Source organism: Cupriavidus sp. C2SS-8b (genome assembly GCF_057073745.1).
The window spans coordinates 2,105,790-2,120,193 of sequence record NZ_CP172717.1; the positions used below are offsets into that span (position 1 = coordinate 2,105,790).

12 protein-coding genes are annotated in these 14,404 nt (G+C 66.5%); 6 read left to right on the top strand and 6 right to left on the bottom strand.

Going from position 1 to position 14,404, the window contains the following annotated elements; all coding sequences use genetic code 11:
• Window positions 1-47: 47 nt before the first annotated feature.
• The 3 genes from phnY to psrA form a co-directional block, all read right to left on the bottom strand.
• Window positions 48-1,493: a phosphonoacetaldehyde dehydrogenase gene (phnY, locus tag ACIGJB_RS26565; RefSeq protein WP_483732950.1), complete on the bottom strand. Its 1,446-nt coding sequence runs from the start codon at window positions 1,491-1,493 to the stop codon at window positions 48-50.
• Window positions 1,494-1,577: 84 nt separating this feature from the next.
• Window positions 1,578-2,882, bottom strand: a complete 1,305-nt coding sequence (locus tag ACIGJB_RS26570) for an MFS transporter (RefSeq protein ID WP_483732951.1) — start codon at window positions 2,880-2,882, stop codon at window positions 1,578-1,580.
• An 83-nt stretch (window positions 2,883-2,965) separates the two neighbouring features.
• Window positions 2,966-4,057 carry an iron-containing alcohol dehydrogenase PsrA gene (psrA, locus tag ACIGJB_RS26575; protein ID WP_483732952.1) on the bottom strand — a complete coding sequence of 364 codons (1,092 nt, stop codon included), beginning with the start codon at window positions 4,055-4,057 and terminating at the stop codon, window positions 2,966-2,968.
• A gap of 242 nt (window positions 4,058-4,299) precedes the next feature.
• On the opposite strand from psrA, the gene ACIGJB_RS26580 reads away from it, so the two are divergent.
• Entirely contained in the window at window positions 4,300-5,166 is an 867-nt protein-coding gene (locus ACIGJB_RS26580) for a LysR substrate-binding domain-containing protein (RefSeq protein WP_483732953.1), read from the top strand.
• A gap of 40 nt (window positions 5,167-5,206) precedes the next feature.
• Here ACIGJB_RS26580 and ACIGJB_RS26585 read toward each other — a convergent pair whose 3' ends face one another.
• From ACIGJB_RS26585 to ACIGJB_RS26595, 3 genes are all read right to left on the bottom strand, one after another.
• The gene (locus ACIGJB_RS26585; RefSeq protein WP_483732954.1) at window positions 5,207-6,850 is read right to left on the bottom strand and encodes a methyl-accepting chemotaxis protein; all 1,644 of its coding nucleotides are present in this window, start codon (window positions 6,848-6,850) and stop codon (window positions 5,207-5,209) included.
• Window positions 6,851-7,500: 650 nt separating this feature from the next.
• Window positions 7,501-7,884: a RidA family protein gene (locus tag ACIGJB_RS26590; protein ID WP_483732955.1), complete on the bottom strand. Its 384-nt coding sequence runs from the start codon at window positions 7,882-7,884 to the stop codon at window positions 7,501-7,503.
• A 78-nt stretch (window positions 7,885-7,962) separates the two neighbouring features.
• Window positions 7,963-8,904 carry a LysR family transcriptional regulator gene (locus ACIGJB_RS26595; protein WP_483732956.1) on the bottom strand — a complete coding sequence of 314 codons (942 nt, stop codon included), beginning with the start codon at window positions 8,902-8,904 and terminating at the stop codon, window positions 7,963-7,965.
• Window positions 8,905-9,045: 141 nt separating this feature from the next.
• Between ACIGJB_RS26595 and gtdA the strand changes: the two genes are divergently transcribed.
• The 5 genes from gtdA to ACIGJB_RS26620 all read left to right on the top strand — a co-directional run bounded on the left by gtdA (window position 9,046) and on the right by ACIGJB_RS26620 (window position 14,398).
• The gene (gene gtdA / locus ACIGJB_RS26600) at window positions 9,046-10,092 is read left to right on the top strand and encodes a gentisate 1,2-dioxygenase (protein ID WP_483732957.1); all 1,047 of its coding nucleotides are present in this window, start codon (window positions 9,046-9,048) and stop codon (window positions 10,090-10,092) included.
• A gap of 165 nt (window positions 10,093-10,257) precedes the next feature.
• A complete protein-coding gene (locus ACIGJB_RS26605; protein ID WP_483732958.1) occupies window positions 10,258-10,956 on the top strand; it encodes a fumarylacetoacetate hydrolase family protein in 699 nt (232 codons plus the stop codon).
• Between the two features lie 29 nt (window positions 10,957-10,985).
• Window positions 10,986-11,627 (top strand): maleylacetoacetate isomerase, encoded by a 642-nt coding sequence (gene maiA, locus ACIGJB_RS26610; protein ID WP_483732959.1) that lies wholly within the window; start codon window positions 10,986-10,988, stop codon window positions 11,625-11,627.
• Between the two features lie 27 nt (window positions 11,628-11,654).
• Window positions 11,655-12,869: a 3-hydroxybenzoate 6-monooxygenase gene (locus tag ACIGJB_RS26615; protein ID WP_483732960.1), complete on the top strand. Its 1,215-nt coding sequence runs from the start codon at window positions 11,655-11,657 to the stop codon at window positions 12,867-12,869.
• Between the two features lie 185 nt (window positions 12,870-13,054).
• Complete coding sequence (locus tag ACIGJB_RS26620) at window positions 13,055-14,398, top strand: MFS transporter (RefSeq protein WP_483732961.1); 1,344 nt, start codon at window positions 13,055-13,057, stop codon at window positions 14,396-14,398.
• Window positions 14,399-14,404: the final 6 nt, after the last annotated feature.

Here is a 14,404-nt window from a genome sequence, read left to right on the forward strand (position 1 = left end):
GCAGGGACGAACTGCACCGCCTTGACCGGCGCACAGGCCACCTACGCTCACCAGGGCAGCGAGTACGTCTTGGTGTTGGTAAAGCTCTTCATCGCCTCCAGCACGCCTTCCTTGTAGCCCAGGCCAGAGTCCTTGATCCCTCCGAAAGGCGTCAGCTCCAGCCGGTAACCCGGCACCTCGCGCACATTGACGCTGCCTACCTTCAGCTCTCGCACGAAGCGCGTGATGTAGTCGAGCCGGTTGGTGCAAACCGACGATGACAGCCCGTAAGCAGTGCCGTTCGAAATGCGGATCGCCTCTTCAATGTCCTTGAAGCGGATCACCGGCGACACCGGCCCGAAGGTCTCCTGCCTGGCCACCGTCATGTCGGGATCGACGTGGTCGAGCACCGTCGGCGAGTACAGCGCACCGCGGCGGATATTGCCGTAGCGCAGCTTCGCACCGGCGGCGATCGCCTCGTTGACCACCGTTTCGAACTGGATCGCCGCAGCCTCGTCGATCACGGTGCCCATGTCCACCTTCGGGTCCATGGGATCGCCGTAGTTGAGCGCTTCGGTCTTCGCCACCAGCAGGTCGACAAAGCGGTCCGCCACCGACTCGTGCACCAGCATGCGCTTGATCGCCGTGCAGCGCTGGCCCGAGTTCTTGTACGAACCGCTCGCGGCCAGCGTGGCCGCCTCTTCCACGTCGGCGTCTTCCATCACGATGATGGGATCATTGCCGCCCAGCTCGAGCACCTGGCGCTTGTAGGTCGCGGTGGCGGCGATGTACTTGCCGATCGGCACGCCGCCGGTGAAGGTCACCAGGTCCACGTCGGGGTGCGTCAGCATCTCGTCGGCGATCTCGCGCGGATCGCCGGTGATGACCGACAGCATCTGCGGCGGCAGCCCGGCCTCATACAAAATATCGGCCAGCAGGTAGGCCGCCAGCGGCGTCTTCTCGCTGGGCTTGAGCACCATGCGGTTGTTGGTGGCCACCGACGGCGCGACTTTGTGGATCACCTGGTTGAGCGGATGGTTGAACGGCGTGATGGCGGTGATCACGCCAAGCAGCGGCTCGCGCAGCGTATAGACCTTGCGGCTCTTGCCGTGGTGAGTCAGGTCGCACGAAAACACCTGGCCATCGTCGACCAGCGCCTGGTTGGCGGCAAACAGCAGCACGTCGGAGGCGCGGCCCACTTCATAGAGCGAGTCCTTGCGGCACAGGCCCGATTCCAGCGTGATGGTGCGCGAGATCTCGTCGAGGCGCGAGGCGATGATCTCGCCCGCGCGCATCAGGATCTTGTAGCGCTCGTAGCGCGTCAGCGTCGGCTGGTAATCCCGTGCAATGCGGTAGGCGCGGCGCACGTCGTCGAGCGTTGCTTTCGGCACGGTGGCGATGACTTCGCCCGTGTACGGGTACGTCACCTCGATCACGTCTTCGCGGTAGATCTTCTCGCCGGCGATGCGCAACGCTTCGTGGCGGATTTCGGGGATGGCTTGCAGTGCAGTCATGATCTTCCCTTGCGGGTCTCGAACAGTGTATGAAAGATGATGAAGCCGCCGCAGGCGGGCCGGCGCCATGCCGGCCCTGCCTGCTCAGCGGCGGATGAAGGCCGCGATGACGGCGCTGATCATGCAGCTCGTTGCCACGATCGGGAATACCAGCGACGTATTGCCCGAGTGATCCAGCATGCGGCCGATCAGGGGCTCGCCGAGGCCGGCGAGCAGGTAGGAGAAGAAGTTCAGGATGCCGGTGGCAGTACCCGCCCGCTTGGCGCCGACCAGGTCCGGACACAGCGCCCAGAACGACGAGGCCGGGCCGTAGACGAAGAAGCCGGCGAGGAACAGCGCGACAATGGCGCCCATGCCGGTGGGCAGCTTGTACATGACCATCGACGCGATCGCGCCCAGCACCATGTAGAGCATGATCGCCTTGCTGCGGCTCGAACCGAACAGGCGGTCCGAAATCCAGCCGTTGGAGAGCGCCCCCAGGGCCATGCCCACGGGCAGCGCCACCGAGATCCACGCCGGATCGATCAGCGTGTCGGCATGCTTCCAGTCCTTGCCCAGGAAGTGCACCGGCACCCAAACGATCAGGCCATAGCGCGCCGCGTTCTGGAAGCCGATCGACAGGCCCGCGATCAGCAGGCGCGGGTTGCGCAGCACGGCCTTGTAGCGCGACCACGAGCTTTCCGCTGCATCGGTTTCGGCATGCGCGCCTTTGGCGGCGCCCCCGGCATCTGCAACACCCGTGTCAGGGGACTTGTAGCCGAGTTCCTCCGGCCGCTCCCGCACGATCAGGTAGAAGGTGATGCCGCCAACCAGCATCAGCAGCACCGGCAGCCGGAAAATCCAGCGCCAGTCGAGGTGCAGGATGTTGACCACCAGGATCGACGTGACAAACGAGAGCACCGACGCGCAGCCCGCGGCGAACACATAGAAACCGTAGACCTTGCCGCGTTCCTCTGCGCCCCACCAGTTCGAAAGCAGCCGGCTGCCAGGCGCCCAGCCGAGCGCCTGGAAATAGCCGTTGATGCCCCATGGAATGGCCAGCGTCTTGAAGCCCACGGCAAAGCTGACCACCCAGTTGGCGGCGCACGACAGGATCGCACCGGCGGTCATGACGCGGCGGCCGCCGAACTTGTCGCCCAGGTTGCCGTTGATCGCCTGCCCGACCGCATAGCACCACAGCAGGCAGGTCGATGCCCAGCCGAGTACCTCCTTGGAAAGCCCGAACTCCTTCTGGATGCCGGGAATGGCGAAGCCGAAGGTCTGCCGCCCGGTGTAGAAGAAGAAATAGCAGAACATCGCGGCCAGCAGCATGCGCCACTGTGCCCGCCGGAACGATTGCTCGGCCGGGGCGACGAAGCCCCCTACCTGGATGCGATCGGCAGTTTCCATTTTTGTCTCCTCTTGTATTGTCGTCCCGTCTGGCGGGATCGTGTTGGCCTGCGATACCGATACCGTCGGCCGGGATCGTGCCGCTAGGCCGGAACAGCGCCGATGAAGTTCTTGCCACGGGCACCGTCGAGCGCCCGCGCGATCATGTCGCCGGCCTCGTCATCGGACACGCCGTAGTCGGCGAACTCGGTCTTGACGCCCAGCCCCCGCAGGAACTCGCGCAGGCGCTGCTGTGCCGCGGGCAGCGATGGGCCGAACAGTTCCTGCAGCGTGCGGTCGCGCTCCGGACAGCAGGCCCAGGCCTTTTCGAGCACCAGCGGCAGCGTGAACGAGCAGGCGATGCCATGCGGCAGGCCGTGGCGCAGCGTCATTTCGTAGGAGATGGAGTGGGCGAGCGCCGTCTTGGTGTTGGAGAACGCCAGGCCCGCCTTGAGCGCCGCAAGCGCCATGCGATCGCGCAGCACGATGTCGCCGGGGTTGCGCACCAGCCGCGGCAGCGTATCGAAGATGTCTTTCGCCGCCGACACGGCGAAGGTGTCCGAGACCGGATTGGCATTGACGTTCCAGACCGATTCCAGCGCGTGCGACAGCGCGTCGAGGCCCGTCGAGACCGTGGTGCCCAGCGGCACGGACAGCATCAGCTCGGCATCGACGATGGCGGCTTCCGGCCACGTCTGGTCGAGATGCAGGGAGTACTTCTTCTGGTTGGCCGCGTCCCAGATGGTCGCCCACGGCGTCACTTCGCTGCCCGTTCCGGCAGTGGTCGGCACCGCGATCAGCGGCTTGACCTGCTCCGGCGTGAACGCCATGCCGGCGGCCAGCAGGCCGATCAGCGAATCGAAGCGGCCGGATTTCGTGCCGACCATCAACGCCTTGGCCGTATCGATGGCGCTGCCGCCACCGACCGCGACAATGGCGTCGCACGCGTCCGCCTGTTCCCAGAAGTGGTTGTAGAGGCCCGACAGCTGGGCGACGTCGGGGTTGGGCTGCACGTTGTCGATGACGCCGACCAGGGAAGCACCAAGCAATCCTTCAAGCCGCGCGACCAGGCCCAGCGCGCGCGCTTCGGGAAAGGTCACGACGACGGCCCGACGGCCGCGCAGCAGCGCGGGCAATCGGTCCAGGCTGCCCGGTCCGCACTGGATCGATACAGGGTTGTGGTACGCGTGAATCATGGGGTCTCCTTGCTTGTCGTTCTGGTCTGGTCTGACCGGGACCGGCTGTGCCGCATCCCGCGTTGACAGAAGTTTGGGAGACCCCCTGGGTACCGTCCAATCGCTTATTTGTGGTCAGGGCGCGCCAAAACCGATGGATCGCGCAGGCCGCGCCGGGCACAGGGCAAACCCTGCCTGCGCAAGCGTGGCGATCCGTGGGAGACTCTGCGGCCAAACGTCCCCACAAAGCCGCGAGCCGCGCCATGTTCCACCAGTACTACAAGTCCATCCGGTGCTTTCATGCCGTCGCGAAGACGGGCGGGTTCACTGCCGCGGCGCAATACCTGCATATCGGCCAGCCGACTGTCACGGACCAGGTGAAGGCGCTGGAAACGCGCTTCGGGGTGGAACTGGTGGTGCGCGCGGGCCGCTTCACGCGGCTCACGCCGGCAGGCGAGCGGCTCTATGCGATTACCAAGGGACTGTTCGGGCAGGAGGAAGAGGCCATCCAGTTCCTGCAAAGCGCGCACAAGCTGAAGACCGGGCTGGTGCGCGTCGGCGCGGTGTCGCCGCCCATTGCACTGGAGCTGGCGCGCGTGTTCAGGGACGCCCACCCGACGCTGGAGCTGACCATCACGATCGGCTCGGAAGCGTCCGTGCTGCGCGGCCTGCAGGATTTCGACATCGACGTGGGCATCCTGGCGGAGCCCGATCCGGTCGAAGGCCTGCATATCGCGCCATACCGCAGCGAGCGCATCGTGGCGGTCGTGCCGCAGGGGCATGCACTGGCGGACCGGCCGGCGGTCTCGATGCAGGAACTGTCGCGCGACCCGATCATCCTGCGCGAGCCGGGGTCAAAGACCCGGCATCGCGTGGAGCGCGCGTTCGAGCGCAGCGGCACCGTGCCCCACTGCACCATGGAGATCAACAGCCGCGAAGCGACCTTGCACGCGGTCGCGAACGGCATGGGCACGAGCTTCGTCACGGAGATCGAATGCATTCCGCTGCCGGGGCTGCGCGCAGTGCGGGTCGACGAGCCATCGCTGACCATCGACTACGCGCTTTGCTGCCTGGAGGTGCGCAAGGACCGTCCGTTGATTGCCGCGCTGTTCGGCACGGCATTGCGTTAGCGGGAACCGCAATGCCGTGGGTCGCATGGCGTGCTGCGGGTCAGGCCATGACGGCGCGCTGCCGCGCCTGCGCCGCCTGCGCCGCCTGCGCCGCGATACCCGCCGGCTCATGCCTGGCGTGCGACTCTCCCGGCAGCTTGAAGAACGACACCAGCTCGATAAGTTCGCGGCCCTGATCTTCGAGCGAGCGCGACGCGGATGCCGCCTCGCTGACGAGCGAGGCATTGTGCTGGGTCACCTGGTCGATCTGCACCACCGCCTGGTTCACCTGCTCGATGCCGCGCCCCTGTTCCGACGACGCCGTGGCGATCTCTTCGACGATGGCCGTGACCTGCGCCACGGCCTGCGTGACCGACGCCATGGTCTGGCCCGCCTCGCCGGCCAGTTCCGCGCCGCTCGCGACCTGCTTGCCGGAGGTCTCGATCAGTTCCTTGATCTCCTTGGCTGCGCCGGACGAGCGCTGCGCCAGCGCGCGCACTTCGCTGGCCACGACGGCAAAGCCGCGGCCCTGCTCGCCCGCGCGCGCTGCTTCCACGGCGGCATTGAGCGCCAGGATATTGGTCTGGAACGCAATGCTCTCGATGATGCCCGTGATCTCGGCGATCTTGGTGGAGCTGGCGCTGATGCCCTGCATGGTCTGCACCACGCGGCCCACGGTGCTGCTGCCCTGCTGCGCCACGTTGGCGGCATTGCGCGCCAGCTCGGTGGCCTGGCGTGCGTTCTCGGTGTTCTGGCGGACGGCTTCGGTCAGTTCTTCCATGCTGGCCGCGGTTTGCTCCAGCGAAGCGGCCTGCTCTTCGGTGCGGCTGCTCAGGTCGGCATTGCCTTGCGCGATCTCGCGCGTGGCGCCGGCAATGCTGGCGCTGCCCGAGCGCACGCGCGTGACGGTCTCGGTGAGCCGTTCGTTCATGTCGCGCAGCGCCGCGAGCAGGCGGCCGGTCTCGTTGTCGCTCGTGACGTCGATGCGCGCGCCGAGGTCGCCGCTGGCGACGGTACGGGCCACGTCCACCGCCTGGCCAATCGGGCCGGTGATGGCGCGCGTAAGCAGCAAGCCGCCTGTCCACGCCAGCGCCACCGCCGCCAGCGCGATCACGATCAGCAGGTTGCGGCGCTCGACATAGTCGGCCGCAAGCTTGGCCTCCATATCGCGCTGGCGGCGATGCGTGAGGTCGTCATAGGCATCGACGGCATGCATCAGCGAAGCGAGCAGCGGCCGGCATTGCGTGTTGATGCGGACGATGGCTTCCTCGGTACTCTTCTGCGCGGCCAGCGTGACGATGGCCGTGGCAACCGGACCGTACTGGGCTTCGATGCGAACTACGTCCGCCACGCGCTGGCGCGCTTCGTCGCTGGCCCCCTTGTCCTGCACCATCTGGTTCAGGCGGGCCAGGCGGCTCTGCACGTCGTCATGCGCGTGCAGGGCTTCGGCCTTTTCCTTGTCGATCTCTGCCGAGGCCGTCGCGAGGACCATGTTGCGCGCGGCAATGGCACGGCGATCGACCGCGGCACGTATCTCGGCAGCCAGCTCCGAGCGCGCATTGAGACCTTTCAGGTACTGGGTGAAACCGTCGGTGGCCTCTCCTAGCGCATGAAGCGAGTATCCGGATACCACCAGCACGATGCAGGCCAAGGTGCCAAAGCCGGCCAGCAGCCGGGTCTTGATCGAAAGATCCCTGAAATTCACGAATACCCCTCCCCTTTTTGTCCGTCGGACGCTGCGATTGAGTCATGCCGATCCTGCTCGCACGATGGCCAACCGCCAGCGTGCGACGCCTTTCACCCGTTCGCGTTGCCGGTCACCCGCGATGACGATCGCGGGCTCCGGCGGAGGGCTTTTGCGATGCCGCCTGGAGAGGCGGGGCGCGGTGGGCCTGGTTCATTTGACTTCGTGTTATGCCGGCGGCTAACGGTCGGGATGTGGGGAAGGTTTAGGCCCTTCTTTGGAGGGGGAAGGTTTACCCGTTTTTGAGGTGGGGCGGGATGAGGCGCATGGGATGCTTCGGACGGGAGCGTGCTTGACATGCGCTGCTGTTTCGCAGGCGTAGCCTGCGAGTCAATTTTTGTCCGAGCGACAAAAAGTAACCAAAAAACGCGTTTGCTTGCCCTAAACGGGCGAATATTGATCGTAGTGTGCGGAGAATTTCGTACGGGTATGGGCTTCAGAGAATGCACCGCTGCCTGCCGCATGGAGCGCGTCCGCCTGCAGGCTCTCCGGCAATGATTGAACCAGCCCTGAACCTGTCCGTGGCCCGCCAGTGGGCGCGCTATCGCATCATCGCCTTCGGCTGCTGCGCGGCTCACCAGTCGCGCGTTGCGAAGACTTCTACCTTGCGGCTAGCCACCACCGACCACCGCCACACACTCAACTTCGACGCGGGCTCCCAACGCGAGCCCGCTCGCGCCCAGCGCGCTGCGGACGGGATAAGGGGCTTCAAAAAATTCCTTGTAGACGTCGTTGAATGCCTGCCACTCTCCGATGTCCGCCAGCATGATGGTGCACTTGGCCACATCGCGCATCGTTGCACCATGCGCTTCCAGCGTCGTGCGGATGTTCATCAACGCCTGTTTCGCTTCTTCGCGGATGCCGCCAGGAACCAGCCGCGTACTGCCAGGGACGATGCCCATCTGGCCAGACAGGTAAAGCATGTTCCCGACGCGGACGGCTTCGGAAAATGGCAGGCCCGCGGGCAGAACCTTGCCGGAATTCAGGAATTCCATGTCGCGCCTCCATGGTGGATGTGCGGCACGCCGCAGCATCGGTGTGAGCATCCAATGTAGGCGCCAGAACCCGGTCCCTCAAGGCGCGGTATCGACGGCGTCCGGCACCTCGCGATCGGCGGCGCGCCGCAGGCAGTCCAGCATGGCCGCGACGGCCGAGCGCTTGATCGAGTCCTCGCGCCAATACATCGACACCGAACCAAATCCCGCCAGCCGCAGCGGCACGATGCGCAACGCGCCAAGCGCTTCCAGCCGGCGCGCCGTGCGATGCGACGCCAGCCCAATCATGTCGCTGTTGTTCAGCAACGTGAGATTGAGCACGGTGGAGTTCGACTCGACGCTGTCCGCCGGCAACGGCCGCCCCGCACTAGCGAGTGCGGCTTCCAGCGCGTTGCGGATCGGCGTGCCGCGCGGCCATACCACCCAGCGGTAACCCTGCAGCGCCTCCCACGTCACGGCGTCCTGCGTGGCCAAAGGATGGCGCGGGCGCGCAACGAAATGGATCGGCTCCAGGTAGAGCGATTCGCCAACCGTCTGCGCATCCTGCAGCTCGGGCGCGGAGCGGCCGACCACGATATCCAGCTCGCTGTGCGCAAGCTGGTTCATCAGCCGGTCCATGGTGGTCTCCACCACCCGCACCTGCGCGCGCGGCATGCGCTGCAGCAGGCGCAGCACGGCCAACGGCACCGTATCGGCCGCCGAAGCCCCCGACGTGCCCACCACCACCAGGCCGCTACCACCTTCGCGCATCGCCGCCAGGTCGTCGCGCGCGGTGTCGAGCTGCGCGGCAATGCGGCGCGCGTGCTCGATCAGCGACTCGCCATACGGCGTCGGCTGCAGCCCACGCGCCTGGCGCTCGAACAACGGCAGGCCGATGTCGTCCTCCAGGTCCTTGAGCCACTTGGAAAGCCCCGGCTGGGTGGTGTTGAGCAGCGCGGCCGACTGGCTCATGTTGCCAGTCTCGGCCAGGCTGAGAAGCATCTGCAGGTTGCGCAGGCGCAGGCGCTGGGTCCAGTCCATGTCTGATCTTCGGGTGCAGCTATACGATGAAACGTATAGATAAGAGGAATTTTTCATTTCAAATCTTATATCGCCGGACGTATAACTCCAAACACCAGCCCGGCGACACGGTCGGGAACCATAAAAAGCCACGGAGACAGCATGTCCGACCATTCGCCTGATCCCGCTCGCGCCGCCTACTACGCGGACATCGGCCGCAGCCATATGACGCCGCTGTGGGAATCGCTGCACAGCCTGGTGCCGCCGCAACCGCGCCCGCAAATCGTCCCGGCCCTGTGGAAGTACGACGCGCTGCGCCCGCTGGTCATGCAGGCCGGCGAGCTCATTAGCGCCGAAGAGGCCGTGCGCCGCGTGCTGATCCTGGAGAACCCGGGCCTGCCGGGCAAGTCGAGCATCACGTCGACGCTTTACGCCGGCCTGCAGTTGATCCTGCCGGGCGAGATTGCGCCAAGCCACCGGCATACGCAGTCCGCGCTGCGCTTCATCGTCGAAGGCAAGGGTGCCTGGACCGCCGTGAACGGCGAGCGCACCACCATGCACCCGGGCGATTTCATCATCACGCCATCCTGGACCTGGCACGACCACGGCAACCCGAGCCTCGAAGACGGCGGCGAGCCCGTGGTGTGGCTCGACGGCCTCGACATTCCGCTGGTGCAGCAGTTCGACGCTGGCTTTGCCGAGAACTACCCCGAGTCCCAGCAGCCTGTCACGCGCGCCGAAGGCGACAGCTTTGCGCGCTTCGGCCAGAACATGGTGCCGGTGCGCCACAAGGTCACCGACCCGACGTCGCCGGTCTTCAGCTACCCGTACGACCGTTCGCGCGAAGCGCTCGACAAGCTCTACCGCAATGGCGAACTCGATGCATGGGACGGCGTGAAGCTGCGCTACGTCAACCCGGCCACGGGCGGCTGGCCGATGCCGACCATCGCCACTTTCATGCAGTACCTGCCCGCCGGCTTCCAGGGCAAGACCTACCGCAGCACCGACGCCACGGTCTACAGCGTGGTGGAAGGCCGCGGCACGGTTCGCATCGGCGATGCACAGTTCCAGTTCGAGCCGCGCGATGTCTTCGTGGCGCCGTCGTGGGCACCGGTGCAGCTTGGCGCGATGGAAGACGCCGTGCTGTTCAGCTATTCCGACCGCCCCGTGCTGTCGGCGCTGAACCTGCTGCGCGAAGCGCGCACCTGACACCTCAACCACCGTCATTCCCGCGCAGGCGGGAATCCAGCGTCTTTGAAAGTCACTAGGTCCCCGCCTTCGCGGGGACGACATGCGGTCATCGACACGATCTGTGAGCCACTGAAGCGAGCCTCGCAGCCCCAACTCAACCGTTTTGTCCTGAAGGTTCCCACCATGTCCTACGTCTTCACGCCCCCCGCCACCGTTGCCATTCCCGTTGCCGGCACCGACGACCAGTTCGCCGTGCGCCGCGTCTACTGCGTCGGCCGCAACTATGCCGCCCATGCGCGCGAAATGGGCTTCGATCCCGACCGCGAGCCGCCGTTCTTCTTCTGCAAGCCGGCTGATGCCATCGTGCCCGTGGCCGACGGCCAGACGCTGGAACTGCCCTACCCCGCGCAGACGCAGAACTACCACTACGAAGCCGAACTGGTAGCCGTGATCGGCAAGGCCGGCGCCGATATTCCGGTGGAACAGGCGCTGGAGCACGTGTGGGGCTACGCCGTGGGCCTGGACATGACGCGCCGCGACCTGCAGATGAAGATGCGCGAGATGGGCCGCCCGTGGGAAATCGGCAAGGCCTTCGATGCGTCCGCGCCGGTCGCGCCAATCCACCGCGCCGCCGATATCGGCCACCCGCAGCAGGCCGCCCTCTGGCTGACCGTCAACGGCGAGGACAAGCAGCGCAGCAATGTCACGCACCTGATCTGGTCGGTGGCGGAAACGGTGGCCTACCTGTCGCAGTTCTTCCGCCTGGAACCGGGCGACGTGATCTTCACCGGCACCCCGGAAGGCGTGGGCGCGGTCAAGACCGGCGACACCATGGTGACCGGCGTCGAAGGCCTCGGCGAACTCAAGGTCCGCGTGGTCTGAATCCGGGACACAGCAAGCAGCGAACCATCATGCAGCTCTATAGTTTCTTCAACAGCTCCACGTCCTACCGCGTGCGCATTGCGCTGGCGCTCAAGGGCCTGCCGTTCGAGACCCTGCCGGTCAACATCCGCACCGGCCAGCACCGCGAGGCGGAGTACGTGCAGGGCATCAACCCGTCCGCATCGGTGCCTGCACTGGTGGACGGCGACTTCACGCTCGGCCAGTCGCTCGCGATCATGGACTACCTCGATGCGCACTACCCGGAGCCGCGCCTGCTGCCGCAGGACGCCGAGCCGCGCGCGCGCGTGCTGGAACTCGCCAGCCTCATCGCCTGCGACATCCATCCGGTCAACAACCTGCGCGTGCTGCGCTACCTGCAGGACGTGCTGAAGGTGACGCCGGAACAAAAGGACGCTTGGTACCGCCACTGGATCGACGAAGGCATGGCCGGCGTGGAACGACTGCTCGCACGGTACGGCACGGGCCCGTGGTGCTTCGGCGACAGCCCGACGCTGGCCGACGTCACGCTGGTGCCGCAGGTGGCCAACGCCTTGCGCATGGGCTGCGACCTGTCGGCCTATCCGCGCGCGATGGCCGTCTACGCACACGCCAGTGCGCACCCCGCTTTCGCCAAGGCGGCACCGAAGCATCAACCGGACTACACCGCCTGATTGACTGACCCAGGCCAGGAGACAAGCATGAACACAGCACAAGACACGGGTCGCAAGGTCCTGATCATCGGCGGCGGCATCGGCGGCCTGGCTGCGGCGCTCGCGCTCGCGCGCAAGGGCATCCGCATCGAACTGCTGGAACAGGCCGAGCAGATCGGCGAGATCGGCGCGGGCATCCAGCTCGCGGCCAACGCGTTCGCGGCCATGGACGCGCTGGGCGTGGGCGAGGCCGCGCGCGGCCGCGCGGTCTTCACCGACTACCTGAGCCTACGCGACGCGATCGACACGCACGAGATCGCCCGCGTCGATGTCGGCACGCCCTATCGCAAGCACTTCGGCAACCCGTATGCGGTGATCCATCGCGCCGACATCCACCTGTCGATCCTTGAAGCCGTGCAGGATCACCCGCTGATCAGCTTCCGCACCGCCACGCGCGTGGAGAAGCTTGAGCAGGACGAGCGCGGCGTCACCGTCATCGACCAGCGCGGCGAGCGCCACCATGCCGATGCCGTGGTCGGCTGCGACGGCGTCAAGTCCGCCATCCGCGAAGCGCTGATCGGCGACGCGCCGCGCGTGACCGGCCACGTGGTGTACCGCGCCGTGGTCGAGGTCGACAACATGCCGAAGGACCTGCAGGTCAATGCGCCCGTGGTATGGGCCGGGCCGAACTGCCACCTGGTGCACTATCCGCTGCGCGGCGGCCAGCAGTACAACCTGGTCGTGACCTTCCACAGTCGCGAGCAGGAAACCTGGGGCGTGCGCGAAGGCAGCAAGGAAGAAGTGCTGTCGTACTTCGACGGCATCCATGCGCTGCCGCACCAGATGCTCGATCGCCCGACGTCATGGAAGCGCTGGGCCACCGCCGACCGCGACCCCGTGGCGCGCTGGAGCTTCGGCCGCGCCACCATCCTCGGCGATGCCGCGCACCCGATGACGCAATACGTCGCGCAGGGCGCATGCCAGGCGCTGGAAGATGCCGTCACCCTGGGCGCCGCGGTGGAAGCCGCGGGCAATGACTTCGAAGCCGCGTTCAAGCTGTACGAAGAGGCCCGCATCCCGCGCACCGCGCGCGTGCTGTATGCCGCGCGCGACATGGGCCGCGTGTACCACGCCAAGGGCGTCGACCGCATGGTGCGCAACACGCTATGGACCGGCCGCACGCAGGCGCAGTACTACGACGCGCTGCAGTGGCTGCATGGATGGCGTGCGGAACGCTGCCTGAGCGCGACGCCTTGGCTCTGAAGATTCAACGGCCCTGAAGTTCCAACTGCCAGTTGTTAGCTCCCCTCTCCCGCAAGCGGGAGAGGGGAGAAAACCACCGGTCAATTCTTAAGCGCATCAATGCAGTGACTGACGATGGCACTGGCGGCCCGCGCCGCCGGTAGCCATCGTTCGCCCCAAACCAGGCAACGAGGAGGAGACAACCCATGCCTGCCAGCCAGACCATCAATATTTCCGCGTTCATCGACCGCCAGCCGCTCTCGCCGTACCAGGTCATGATCGTGGTGCTGTGCTTCCTGATCGTCGCCATCGACGGCTTCGACACCGCCGCGATCGGCTTCATCGCGCCGGCGATCCGCGCCGAATGGCAGCTGACGCCCGCGCACCTGGCGCCGCTGTTCGGCGCCGGGCTCGGCGGCCTGATGGCCGGCGCCTTCCTGTTCGGCCCGCTGGCCGACCGCTTCGGCCGCAAGAGCGTGCTGGTGTTCTCGGTGCTGTTCTTCGGCGTGGCCAGCCTGGCCTCGGCTTGGTCAAGTGACCTGTGGGTACTGGTCGCGCTGCGCTTCCTGACCGGCCTGGGACTGGGCGGCGCCATGCCCAACACCATCACGCTGACGTCGGAGTTCTGTCCGGAGAAGCGCCGCTCGTTCCTGGTCACCACCATGTTCTGCGGCTTCACGCTCGGCTCGGCGCTGGGCGGGCTGGCCTCGGCCGGGCTGATCGAAGCCTACGGCTGGCGCTCCGTGCTGGTGATCGGCGGCGTGATGCCGCTGGTGCTCTCCGTGCTGCTGGCGCTGCTGCTTCCCGAATCCGTGCGCTACCTCGTGATGGCCGGCCGCGCGCCCGAGCGCATTGCCGCCACGCTGCAGCGCATTGCCCCGCAGGCTGACCTGCGCGGCGCCACGTTCACCGTAGCCGAAGCCCGCAGCACCAGCTCGCCGGTGCGCCACCTGTTCAAGCCGGAACTGGTGCGCGGCACGCTGCTGTTCTGGCTGACCTTCTTCATGAGCCTGCTGGTGATCTACCTGCTGTCGAGCTGGTTGCCGACGCTGCTGCGCAGCACCGGCCTGTCGCTGCGCACCGCGGCGCTGGTCACCACCATGTTCCAGGTCGGCGGCACGCTCGGCGCCATCATGCTGGGCTGGCTGATGGACCGCTTCAATCCGCACTATGTGCTGGCCATCAGCTACGCGCTGGCCGGCGTGTTCATCGCCGCCATCGGCAGCCTGGCCGATGCGCCGGCACTGGCGGGCGTGGCCGTGTTCTTCGCGGGTTTCTGCGTATCGGGTTCGCAGGTCGGCGCCAACGCGCTGTCGGCCGGCTTCTACCCGACCGACTGCCGCGCCACGGGCGTGAGCTGGGCCAACGGCGTAGGCCGGCTCGGCTCGGTGGTGGGCTCGGTAGGCGGTGCCACCATGCTGTCGATGGGGCTGGGCATGCCGACGCTGTTCGCCCTGATCGGCGTGCCCGCGCTGCTGGCTGGCGGCACCATGCTCACGCTCGGGCTGGCGCGGCGCGCCCATGCCCGGCAGGCGCTCGCGGCAAGCTGAAACACG